We start from the raw sequence: 12245 nt of genomic DNA, 5'->3' as shown, positions 1-12245 counted from the left end.
AAATAATGTTCGCGACCATAAGTCAACAAGAGTTTCCCCTCATCCCTTTATAGCCCCAATGGTCTCAAAATGATTTTCTGTTAATTTTTCGATTCTATTACATAAGTAATAAAACGCTTTTTGTCTACCAATATGTCAATGAACTTGTTTACTTTTCTTCTGCCCTAGAGCACTTACTGTCTCTCAAAGCGGGTGCAAATATACAACCGTTTTTCTCTCCGCCAAACTTTTTATGAAAATTTTATTTTTCTTGTTTTGGCTCCAGTAAAATCTCAAAGAACTCAGCCTCTTCAGGCCTCTGCTTAACAACTATGCTGTTGTCTTTAGCGGCTGCAAATATACAACCGTTTTTTAATCCCGCAACTCTTTTTGCCCATCTTGGGCGAACTTTTTTTTACCGCCTCACAAAGTCTTCTGCAACACAGCGCTTTAACGGATTTATTATTTTCCATTTTAACATTTTACTACAAGTAAATGGCTGTATCCGGTAGTTGGAATATAATGTAGTCTTATGCCGGAAGCTTAGGAAAAGAAATTCCAGACCAATCCGAAACGTATTACAAAATCCCGATAAGGATATGCAGGGGCCGAATAAAAGTTGCTCTCCCCGAAGGAGGAATTGAAATGTTCGGCCTTCAAATAGATCCTGGTCTGCCGCACTTTGGCGTTGATGAAGAAGTCGAGCAGCGGATACCCACCCAATTCCTCCCTGTCCTGAATATAAAACTCACTCAGCAAAGGATTATAAGCATTCATATAGTAGGGTGTAAAATACTTGAAGGTAACCCCCGTCTGCAAGAACATAGCTTTTTGAAAAATATGGCTGGAGAAATACAGGGAATTCCGTGTCACCAGTTCTGGAACATTGAGATACTCACCCCCGTTGGAGACATTTTGGTACATAACAGTATTGTTCAAAGCCCATTTCCCCAGACGAAACTCTTTACGGATCCCAAGTTTCAGGTAATTCACCGCATCCGGCGCCTGAAATGGCTTAACGAATGCATTCTCCTGCCCTTCTGCTATCTGCTCTGCAGTAGCGGTGGAAGCAAAATAGGTGTAATTATCGATATTGGTGATCTCCCCACTGAGCTCCCCAAACCAGGAAGAGCTGAACTCCACCCGGAGACTGTTCAGTTTCTGGGTATCAAATACAGTGGTATTCTGCCAGTTGTAATTCTGGTAATCTGATTGGTACAACAGGAAATTCAGGTCGGGCATGCGCGAACTTGACGTCAGTGTGGCTTTAAGACCCGTCTGTTCATTGAAATTATACCCTGCCTGCCCACTGAACTGGTAATCGGTCAGCTCCCCTGAAACCGTATAAGCAAAGTCAGCGTCCAGGTCAAATCCACCGATATTCTTCTGGTACGCAGCACCCAGGCTGATCTCTTCTCCCTTCAACTGGTTATCTACCTGCCCCTCTTCAGTAATGAGCAGGTTATTAAAATAGTAGTTATAATTGTAGACTCCCGAATAACCCTCAAGGCTACCCAATACCGGGTTAGTAAAAACAGCTCCTACCCTGTTGAACATTGTTTTGTAATAGGTCTTATCGTTAATGGGGTCCAGGAATACCTCACCGAAATAATCGTTCTGACTGGTTTGCAGGAACTGGTAGTACTTGGTCTCGTATGCAAACTGATGACGCAGTCCCAGTGTAGTGGTGCGCTGCGGATCCAGCGGGGAGGCTTTCCCAAGTAGTGTATATTGGTGCTGAAGAAAATATCGTTTCCCGACAAGTTTGCCATCGGCATCAGTAAGCACCACATCAATCCTGGAACGGTCCGTGAATTCCGGATCCTGGGATTCAAACTGCAGTTCCGCATTCAGCAATCCGCCATTCTCCTCCGTTTCTATATCCTGGGCCGCAATGTGCCCCCTTAACCAATAGCGACCATTCTTACTGATATAACTGGCTGTAGTTCTAAAGTTTCCTGATTCCGCCTGGTTCAGCTGGTATTTACCAAGGGAACGGAAACCTTTATAAGCAATGGACACATTAAACCGGGGAGAAGTATTCAATGTTAGTAAGGCATCCAGAAGCTGCCCCTGCTCAAAGGTCGTCTTAAAGAACAACTCGGTCATAGGAGTCGGCACATGGTAATAATTGATATCATCTATTTCCATGTAATTAAAGTGCTTGGTACTAGCACCCATTCCCGGGTACCGTTCTACCCCTATAAAATCGCGCCCCAGTGCGTTATAAGGCTGACCCACGTTAGCAAATGGCATCAACTCAAAATCATCGCGGCGAAGGTAATTGTATTTGTATTCCTTATTAATGGTCAGGGTCGTATCCAGGTAAGTGGTATCCCTGGCATAAGAGATAATCTTATAATCCTTAATACTGATTTCCCTGGCGGCTACCGTATCCCGTCTTTTTTTAGGCAGTAATTTTTCGGGGGCAGCTCTAAGGCTGTCCGCAACAGGTGTTGGAGGCAGGGAATCTTCCTGGGCGCTGAGGCCGGTGCAGCTGATGATAAGCAGGATTAAGATCAGGTATCTCATAATGGGTAATTACGGCCTCAAAGTTAGTAAAACCCAGCAGAACCTGTACCAACAAAAAACCCCCGCCGAAGCGAGGGTTTTAAGATATTATTGAAACCTATCTACTAGTAGAAAGGAACAACAGCTTCAGAAGTCTTGTTTGCTGCAAGTATATCGTTAAGATCGATAACTGTGTCAACGATTCCTGCTTCTGCATCGTATGAAAATGCATCCAAATCAGGGATTACAGATACAATAAAAGACGGAATTACTGCAACCGTTCCAAAATCACCTTCATTTACATTTTCATTCTGGAGAATTTCATTCTCGTTGATCACAAGTTTTACACCCATGTCTACAAAACGGATTCCCTCAGCAATAAAGATCTCCTGACGAGTCCTGTAAAGCTTAGAAAGTGACTCATCGTTATTGGAGAAGGCAGCGATATCATCTGTCGTCAGAGAAGTTCCTGAAATTGAAGGAACAGGCACAAGATCATCTTGCCTGTCCAGAACAAGTCCTGAACGACCATTTACCACAACTCCTGAGTTATCTGGTCTTCCTCCTGGATCCACTTCGCTACGCTGCTCAGCACGGTCATCGATAAGACGTACTTCTCTCGTAGCAACGAGGTCCAGCAGGTCGTTAAGGTTAGCCTGTGCAGCAGCTACATTTCCATCAGAAAGGTTAGCCTCAGCAAGGATCAGGTAAGCCTCCTCAGCCTTCAGGTAATGAACCGAAGCATCACGTGACGCAGAAACGAAAGAATATTTCGGATCTAAGAAGTCAAGGCTAGGCAATGGCTGGAAATCATCGAAAGTCGCCCTTTGATACAGTGCGTTATCCATGACATTCACCGGTCCTTCTTGCTGATCATACTGTGCCTCCCTGGTGAAATCATCACTCAGAGCCAAGGCAGCATTCGCTGCAGAAACAGCTGCGGATTTGTTCCCAAGGTAGTAGTTACATCTTGCGATAGCCAAATGATATTCCGGCTTAGCACTGATAGCAACAGCTGCCTGGAAAGAAGCGATAGCTGAATTATAGTTTTCCTCAGAACTAGCTGGTACACCTACAGTTTCCTGTGGCAGTGCTGAAAAGTACATAGCAGCCAACATCCTTGACATTCCAAGATAGTAGTTGAATTCTGCTTCTTGCTCAGGTCCGTAGTTAGGATCGTTAGGACCTACGGTCTCCAATCCAAATTCAGCCATTTTTGCTACACGAGCGATCTCGTTCTGCGTATCCCTGATATCCGGATCCGTAGTACGGATATCCAGACCATCGAGAAACTGGCTAAAGAAAGTCTGAGTGTTTACATAGTTGTCAGAACCAAGCTCTGCCAGGATAAGAATCTCGTTGAAGGTTCTTGAAATTTCTCTCTCGATACCTGCTGACCAAATCACTGCAGAGTTGGGCTGTCCAACCACTGATGTCTCAGAGAGGTTAGGGTTCTGCACGTCTGTGAAGTCGACCACCTCTTTAAAATCTCCTGTACATCCTACCATAGTAGATAAGAGTACAGCACTTATATATAATTGAATTTTTTTCATGTTGCCTTACGTATTAAAATTGAAATTTCAGTGAACTCATGAATACCCTTGGCACAGACTCAGTACCATAGGCGAATCCACCAGAGCTAAATCCATTCTGCGCCCCAATACCAGAACCCGTAGTTTCAGGATCAAAGTTACCGGCTGTCCAGTTAAATGGATTTGTTACAGAGAACCCAAGGGTTACATCAGAAAAAGGCTTAAGCATATCTCCGAACCTGTAAGAAGCTCCTATGTTTCTCACTTTCAAGAAATCACTGTCAAAAGTGAAGAAGTTCACATAGTTAAATGGAGAGGTAGTACCGATTAACTCTTCAGGAATCCCGGTATCATCAACCCCTCTCAGGTGACGTAATAAGAAACTTAAGTCAACCGCTTTACCACCAAACTGGTAATCAGCAGAGGCGAAAAGGTTGAATTTACCCCAAGTGTAGTTCAGAGTCATTGATCCAAAGTTAGGAGCGAAAGTTTTACCCAGCGCAGTATTTGGCTCAAATGCATAAGAACCATCATCCTGAAGAACAGCAGCTGTTCCTCTTAGGTATCCAAGGCTCTGACCTTCTTCAACCCATGATCCGATCACGGTGAATCCACCCACTACGAAAGGAGCTGCACCACCGGTGCTGGTCACGACGTTTTCGTTGGTGTTGTAAGATACAGTAGCTTGTAACTGGTGCTTCTCAGTATCAATAATTCTTGAACTAAGTGCAAATTCCCAACCAGAGTTCTCGATCTCACCGATGTTCTGGATCTGAGGAATCAGACCTGAAGATGGCGGCTGAGTTGGCGTAAATAATGCATCTTCGGTAATGGCCTTATAATAAGTACCAGAGAAGTTCAACCTGTTGTTCAGGAATCCAAGCTCTGCACCAAATTCTGTAGTTTTCACAGTTTCCGAAATCAGGTCTGGGTTACCAGGCTGATCAAAACGGAAAGCCGGAGCACCTAAGAACGACTCAAGAGCAAAAGTCCTGTCTTGAGAGAATGGCTGAGCAAAGTTAGTAGCTTCACCGTAGTTAGCTCTTAATTTAATGCTAGATACGATATCATAGATTCCACTGTCACGGTAAAATTCGTGATCAGAAACATTATAAGTTACCCCGATCTTAGGCAGGAATAACGCTTCAGTGTCCTTACCAGCAGAAGTGTTGGCATCCAGACGACCTCCCAGTTCAAGGAAAGCCACGTTGTAGAAGCCAATGTTCTCAAGGAAATAAAGCCCGTAGTTAGCGTTTTCTAATACAAAGTCAGAAGCACTCTTTGTAGGGAAAAAGTTTACCGAAGTAGTACCATCTACCCCACCTGAACCATCTAACCTGTTCTGGCGATCAGCAGTACGGAAGAATTGTGCTCCTAAAATAGAGACGAAAGAGAAATTGTCCGTATATGCCCTATGCGTAACGTTAAGGTCTGTAGTGACCGTAAAGTTATTTCTTAAAGCACGTGCAATGCTCGCCTGGTCAGTAGTTCCTTCCGGCTCAGAACCAAGAGCGATCAACAATGCGTTGGTATCATTCTCTTCGTCCATAGAAGTACGGTAATCTATACCAATAGTTCCGTTAGCTTCGAAGCTATCACTAAAGGTGTAGATGAATTTATTGGAAGCAGTGAAACGGTTGTTTACCCTTCGGATATCCACCAACTCCCCAATTAGCTGAGCTCTGTCTTTTTCAACTTGCCAGTCAGCTTCGCTAAGTTCATCAAGGTTTCCACGTCCACCGCCTTCAAAAGCAGAGAAACGAGAGAAACTTGTGTTGGCATTAAAATCCAGGTTAGAATCAAACCCGACATAAGAGAAAGATCCCTGGTACTTTAATTTATCTGTAACCTGTGCACCTAAACCAAAAGTAAAACTTCTTTTGATCTGCTTGTTCAGGTCGTTAAATCCGTCATCAGCGTAAAGACTACCACCAAAGTTGTAAGTGAATTTTTCATTACCACCGTTGATCCCGATTCGGTATTCCTGAGAAAAACCTGGCTCAAAAATAGCTTCACCAGTTCTCTCGTACTTTAAGAAATCGTCAGTCGCTTTAATGATACCCAACCTGTTTTCAAAGAAAACTGTTGCCTTACCATCTTTACCTTTTTTCGTGATAATCTGGATAACACCATTTGCAGCATCCGCACCGTATAATGTCGTTGCAGCACCACCTTTAATGTATTCTATTCTCTCAATAGATTCTGTTGGAATATCGGCAAGAGCTGAAGTGTTTGCACCTCCAGTACCGATACCCGTAGCAGGGTTAGAGTTCAGGTTATCTACTCGCACACCATCTACAATAATTACCGGAGTGGCAGAAGAGGCCGCAGAAATTGGTCCCCTTGTACGAATGATGGAAGTTGTTCCCGGCTGACCAGAACTCAATCTGATCTGTGCACTAGGAGTAGTAGACTGAAGTAATTGGTCGATCTGGTTGGCCGGCAATTTATCGATGTCTTCTTCCCTAAGTACGTCAACCGTAGTAGAAAGTTTCCTTTTTGCGATACCCGATCCTTGCCCGGTAACAATTACCTCTTCAAGAGCCTGGGCATCTTCTTGCATTGTTACATCGATAGTGTTAGACGCTCCGACTTTACGTCTTACGTTACGTTGCCCGATGTAAGTAAACGAAAGAAATTGACCTTCGCTTGCCTGGATGGAATAGTTCCCATCAAAGTCTGATTGGGTACCGTTCGTTGTACCTTCCACCAGAATGTTCACTCCTGGAAGTGGCATTCCGGATTGGTCAACCACGGTACCAGTAATGGTCTTGTCCTGCCCGAAAGACAGGCCCGTACATAACACCGCGAACAGTGTTAATATACTACATAGTTTTAATCTCATTTAATTAGGTTTTTGGATTATCAGTCGGCGAATATCTTACTCTTTTATATAATTTGCAAGGTTTCTCTAATAATGCTAGATTTTTAACACAATTCGTGGAACATTTCCGCATTTCCAACATTTCCAAATCCGGCGCTGAAACATTAACACAATTAACCTTTTCTTCATATTTTGCGGCCGCATGCTAACACGATTTAACCCTTCTTTAATAATCGCAGGAACCGACGAAGCAGGACGGGGTTGCCTGGCCGGACCGGTTACCGCAGCCGCTGTAATCCTGGATGGGGAAACTGTATATGAGGAACTTAACGACTCCAAACAATTAAGTGTCCGCAAGCGCAACCTGATCAGGCCACTGATCGAGGAAAATGCAGTGACTTTCGGAGTGGCTCATCTTCAGCCAGAATGTATCGATGAGATAAACATTTTAAACGCCTCTATCCAGGCCATGCACGATGCGCTTTCCGTCCTTAAACAAAATCCGCAGAAAATCCTCGTCGATGGCAACCGGTTTAAACCCTTCGGTACTATCCCATATGAATGTGTAATAAAAGGAGACGGCAAATATCTCAGCATTGCGGCTGCCTCTGTCCTTGCCAAAACTTATCGGGACGCCTATATGGAACAAATTCACGAGGAGTACCCCATGTATAATTGGATAAAAAATAAAGGATACCCTACGGCAGAGCATCGTGAAGCGATCAAAAAGTACGGCATCTCTCCATACCACCGGAAGAGTTTCCAGTTATTGCCAAGACAACTAAAATTTGAGTTGTAATATTGTAGTTTTATAAAAACCTCCAGCCCTTAATGTCGCGTAGAATTTTCACTTTCCTTCTCATTATTTTTAGCATCGGGTGTACCCAGGAGCGAATTTCTTCCGAAGATATATTAGCACACATACCCTCAGAATCTTCGGTGCTTATAAAAATAAACGATAGGGAAAATCTTATCTCCGAACTAAATTCCAGCGAACTGGTTCAATCGGCCATAAAAGAAAAATTGACTAAGAAGGTCGCTGGTTTGCTCAGCGGAATTTCATTAAACGCATCAAAAGGAGAGCAATTACTGGCATTATCGGGAAGCCATGAGGATTCATTGGCCTACCTGTACCTGTCAAGACAAGCACCCGACAGTATTCTCACCTCATCAGCAAAAAACAAAAGCATTGAAACCATCACATCTGCCGGTCATGATTTTATAAAATACGAGATAGAGGATCTCCTTTTCTTCACTACCCGGGACCGGGGAATATTTAAAATGAGTAACTCCCTGGCCCTGTTAAAAGACAATGTTAGCGCAGCGCATACCGAAACAGATCAGATCCTGAAAACACTGTACGAAACCGCGAATCTGAAAAAGAGCTCTAATATCTTCCTGAAATTGACCCGCAAGAATCCCTTTGTCTCTTATAGCCCTGTTTCGACAGGTGAAACACAGCTTCCACTACTATCAGATTGGCTAGCCCTTGACACGGAGATATCACTAACAAGTTTACGCTTAAACGGGGTCGGCATAATTAGCGATTCTAGCAGCAGCCTAGCATCCCTGCTACGCGACACCGGCACGCTCCCTTCCAAAACTCCCGCTATAGCCCCAGATAATATCCTTGCCATGGTCAGTTTTGCTTTTCAGCATAAAAAGATCCTGGATAACAATCTTAACGCATTACGAGACACCCTCAAAATCACAGGAGGATTCCAGGCCGTGGAAGAATTAGGAATCGTATATTTTGAGAGCTCCAAAGCTGTTATGTTGCACACCTATGGTGCAGAGAACCTCAACGAATTATTAGCCACCTACAGCATCACAACTAACAATATACAGGGAAGCGAGATTTTTGAATTGCGTGAGAACGATATACTGGCCAATACTTTCAATCCATTTATCACCAATTTTAGTCCCCGTTTTTACACTGTACTGGAGGACACATTCATTTTTGGCCAGGATAGTGAAACCATACAGGATATCATCGCTTCATACAGCCGTAAATCTACCTTTGCTCATAACCCTGGCTATAAAGTAGTACAGACCTCGCTCGCCGATGAAAGTAATATGATGCTCATTGCATCCCAAAAGGGTTTAGAGCGCATAGCAGAAGATGGTCTAAGTATACCCACCCCAGTTATATTTCATAGCGCCGGGTTAAGTGATTACATATTTGCATTACAACTCATTGCAGAGGACAATTATTTTCACACCACCCTGCTCGCACAAGAAGAACAAGCTGAAGGTAATCGCGACAAGAATTGGAATAAGACCAAATTCAGTTTACAATCCAAAGGCATAACGGATCCTCAATTTGTAACCAACCACCTCAACGGCAAAAAAGAAGTTGTGGTTCAGGACGAAAATTATCGGCTTTACCTGATCGACCCTCAGAGCGGTGTACGCTGGACAAAGCAACTCGACGGCCCGATACAGGGAAAGATCCACCAGGTGGATCTTTACAAAAACGGAAGACTACAACTAGCTTTTACCACAGACCAGCAATTCCTAATCCTGGATAGGAACGGTAAAGAAGTGGCTCCTTTCACTTTCACTTATGCCGGGGGTAATCTGAATCCACTGGCCGTCTTTGACTATAACAAGAATCGCGACTACAGGTTGGTGGTGACCCAGGGTGAAACAGTAAAGATGTATAACTCAAAAGGGAAGATCGTAAAAGGATTTAAATACACTGCAGCGCCCAGCCCAATTTTAAAAGCACCTAAACACTTCAGGATTTCGGGCAGGGATTACCTGGTCTTCCTGCTGGAGAACGGCCAGCTGGAAATACTCAGCCGGGTAGGCAAAACCAGGATCCCGGTCAATAGGAAACTGGATTTTTCGGACAACGAAGTATTTGAGTACACGGGTAAATTCGCCATAACCGAAAAAGACGGGAACATGATCCTGATTGATTCAAGGGGAAAAATCACGGAACGCCAATTGAACTTAGCTGCTGATCACGGGTGGGCGGCAGAAGGTAATATCCTTACCTACACCAATGAAAATCTTATAGCGATAGGCAACCGCCAAGTTTCACTGGATTACGGGGTATATTCAAGACCCCTAATACATACACTGGGTAAAAAGGTATTAATCACGGTCACAGATCTGCAATCCCGGCAGGTTTTTCTTTTAGATAATAAAGGAAACCATCTACCCGGTTACCCGGTATATGGAAGCTCAGTGGCAGATTTGGCCGACTGGAATACAGATGGAAAACCGGATTTGGTCACCATTGAAGGAGATTCTGATATTGTAATCTACAGCCAGCAATAAGGTTAGTGGTTTCCGGTTATCAGGCAAGGACCGCAAACCACACAATAATATAGTAAGAATCAGTGTTTTTAGCTATCTTTAATAGGCATTAAAATGACGTACCATGAAAATCAGAAGCCAATACCCCGTACTGGCGCTTCTGCTAATGGTGTTTCTATGTGTCCCCCGGCTGGAGGCCCAATTGCTTAAAAAATTAGGCAAAAAAGCAGAACGAGCTGCCGAAAGAACAATCGAAAGACGCGTTGAGCGCGAAACAGAAAAGAAAACGGATGCTGCCCTTGACAGTATCCTTGAACCGGGCTCTAAAACCACCCCCACAGGACCTGAACCCGGAAATCCGGAAATCATTGCTCCCTCGGGAAACGATCAAAATAAGCTACCTGAGAGCGGCAGCACGCCGGAGACCATTCAAGTTTATAGTAAATTTGATTACGTCCCGGGAGACCAGCCCATCTTTTACGATGACTTCGGTAATGATTTTATAGGAGACTTCCCTTCCAAATGGAATACGAACGGGGGCGGAGAGGTTGTAAGTATAAACCAAAATAACGAGAAATGGTTTTCAATGATCCCGGGGTACAACACCTATTATATTCCGGATGTTCCCGCACTCCCTGATGAATATACAATCGAATTTGATGTCTTGGCGACAGGGCTTGATAGGCAGACCAGTTCCTCGGCAAAATTTCGGGTCATTCTATCCAATACTCCCGGTTTTAAAAATGGAAAGGATATTACAGTAGATATTCCATTCTGTCAATATCACCCTGTAGGTTTCCATGTCAGGAATCATGCAGACATCAACAACAACATACAGGCGGATATCCGGAACAAAGTCATTGCCCAGCCCCACGTCTCTATAGCTGTAAATCAACAGCGTTTTAGACTTTGGGTTGACGAGTCCAAGTATGTAGATATCCCCAGGATGATTTCGTTGGAAAACAGGCCCTCAACGTTGAAGTTTGAACTACTCCATTTTAAGGACGGGAAAGAGCGGCTATTTATCAAGAACCTCAAGGTAGCCGAAGGCGGCCTGGACCTACGTAAAAAATTAATAGCTGATGGATCGGTGTCCACCAACGGGATCATTTTTGATTCCGGTTCCGCAGAGATCAAACCACAATCCATGGGTATCATACGACAAATCTCCCAGGTGTTACAACAGGAAAACGATATGAAGTTACTTATCGTTGGACATACAGATGCTGATGGATCAGATGAAACCAATTTGCAGCTCTCGGCAGATCGCGCAGCATCGGTCAGGGATGCCCTGGTAACTATTTATAACATTGACGCCGGAAGGCTGACTACAGAAGGTAAGGGTGAAAAAGAACCGATTGCCGATAACACTACTACTGAAGGAAAATCTAAGAATCGCCGAGTTGAATTCATAAAAACCTAATCTCTTAAGATCATGAAAACAAAAACTGCTTTATTCATATTATTACTGTTATGCTTCTCTAGTATTATTGGACAAGATTGCAGTAAGTATTATCCACTTCAGGAAGGAACTTCCTTAGAATATACCAATTACGATAAGAAGGACAAACCCGACGGAACTATAACCTATGAAGTGATCAGCTCAGAAAATAACTCGGACGGCACCACGGCAGTCATGCAAATGTCCCTGAAGGACCCGGATGGGGAAGAAGTAATGCAGTCAGAATACGAGGTACGATGTAAGGATAATGTAGTGCATATCGATTTTAAATCGCTGATGAATCAACAGATGATAGAACAATTCAAGGAAATGGACGTAGAGCTAAGCGGCACTGACCTGGAGCTGCCCAACAACCTTGCCGTTGGCCAGTCACTCAATGATGCCAACCTTAACATGAAGATGAGCATGGGAGCTATGAATATGAACATGAATGTGGAGACCATTAACCGTAAAGTGGAGAAAAAAGAAACTGTTACCACTCCGGCCGGCACTTTTGATTGTTTCGTGATCTATAGCGAGACCAGCACCAAAATGATGATGGGCAAGCAGACATTTCCATCACGAACCTGGCTGGCTGAAGGAATCGGGGTGATCAAACAGGAGAGTTATAATAAAAAAGGGAATGCTATCGGGAAGATGGAATTGACGGCCTTTTCGAAATAATAAACCG

The 12245-nt window shown here is 43.9% G+C and carries 7 protein-coding genes; 4 read left to right on the top strand and 3 right to left on the bottom strand.

Translation table 11 applies throughout. The annotated features are described in order from the left end of the window. Positions 1 to 522: 522 nt before the first annotated feature. The 3 genes from PP178_RS07030 to PP178_RS07020 form a co-directional block, all read right to left on the bottom strand. Complete coding sequence (locus PP178_RS07030) at positions 523 to 2511, bottom strand: putative porin (RefSeq protein ID WP_272593598.1); 1989 nt, start codon at positions 2509 to 2511, stop codon at positions 523 to 525. Positions 2512 to 2615: 104 nt separating this feature from the next. Continuing rightward, positions 2616 to 4043 carry a hypothetical protein gene (locus PP178_RS07025; protein WP_272593597.1) on the bottom strand — a complete coding sequence of 476 codons (1428 nt, stop codon included), beginning with the start codon at positions 4041 to 4043 and terminating at the stop codon, positions 2616 to 2618. A gap of 13 nt (positions 4044 to 4056) precedes the next feature. Next, a complete protein-coding gene (locus PP178_RS07020) occupies positions 4057 to 6867 on the bottom strand; it encodes a TonB-dependent receptor domain-containing protein (protein WP_272593596.1) in 2811 nt (936 codons plus the stop codon). Positions 6868 to 7048: 181 nt separating this feature from the next. Here PP178_RS07020 and PP178_RS07015 point away from each other — a divergent pair, with 181 nt between their 5' ends. The 4 genes from PP178_RS07015 to PP178_RS07000 all read left to right on the top strand — a co-directional run bounded on the left by PP178_RS07015 (position 7049) and on the right by PP178_RS07000 (position 12238). Continuing rightward, positions 7049 to 7645 (top strand): ribonuclease HII, encoded by a 597-nt coding sequence (locus PP178_RS07015; protein WP_272593595.1) that lies wholly within the window; start codon positions 7049 to 7051, stop codon positions 7643 to 7645. 32 nt (positions 7646 to 7677) lie between these two features. Continuing rightward, positions 7678 to 10134 (top strand): hypothetical protein, encoded by a 2457-nt coding sequence (locus tag PP178_RS07010; RefSeq protein WP_272593594.1) that lies wholly within the window; start codon positions 7678 to 7680, stop codon positions 10132 to 10134. Positions 10135 to 10237: 103 nt separating this feature from the next. Continuing rightward, positions 10238 to 11536 carry an OmpA family protein gene (locus tag PP178_RS07005; protein ID WP_272593593.1) on the top strand — a complete coding sequence of 433 codons (1299 nt, stop codon included), beginning with the start codon at positions 10238 to 10240 and terminating at the stop codon, positions 11534 to 11536. A 12-nt stretch (positions 11537 to 11548) separates the two neighbouring features. Beyond that, positions 11549 to 12238 (top strand): TapB family protein, encoded by a 690-nt coding sequence (locus PP178_RS07000; protein ID WP_272593592.1) that lies wholly within the window; start codon positions 11549 to 11551, stop codon positions 12236 to 12238. Positions 12239 to 12245 lie beyond the last annotated feature (7 nt).

This window comes from Zeaxanthinibacter sp. PT1 (assembly GCF_028464225.1).
Classification (GTDB): domain Bacteria; phylum Bacteroidota; class Bacteroidia; order Flavobacteriales; family Flavobacteriaceae; genus Zeaxanthinibacter.
The sequence above is the reverse complement of the archived record's forward strand: the minus strand, read 5'-3'. Positions and strand labels throughout refer to the sequence as shown.

Bases quoted from the DNA above. Each gene is read 5' to 3' on its own strand.
- PP178_RS07005 (WP_272593593.1), top strand. From the start codon at position 10,238: ATGAAAATCAGAAGCCAATACCCCGTACTGGCGCTTCTGCTAATGGTG.
- PP178_RS07025 (WP_272593597.1), bottom strand. From the start codon at position 4,043: ATGAAAAAAATTCAATTATATATAAGTGCTGTACTCTTATCTACTATG.
- PP178_RS07030 (WP_272593598.1), bottom strand. From the start codon at position 2,511: ATGAGATACCTGATCTTAATCCTGCTTATCATCAGCTGCACCGGCCTC.
- PP178_RS07010 (WP_272593594.1), top strand. From the start codon at position 7,678: ATGTCGCGTAGAATTTTCACTTTCCTTCTCATTATTTTTAGCATCGGG.
- PP178_RS07015 (WP_272593595.1), top strand. From the start codon at position 7,049: ATGCTAACACGATTTAACCCTTCTTTAATAATCGCAGGAACCGACGAA.
- PP178_RS07020 (WP_272593596.1), bottom strand. From the start codon at position 6,867: ATGAGATTAAAACTATGTAGTATATTAACACTGTTCGCGGTGTTATGT.
- PP178_RS07000 (WP_272593592.1), top strand. From the start codon at position 11,549: ATGAAAACAAAAACTGCTTTATTCATATTATTACTGTTATGCTTCTCT.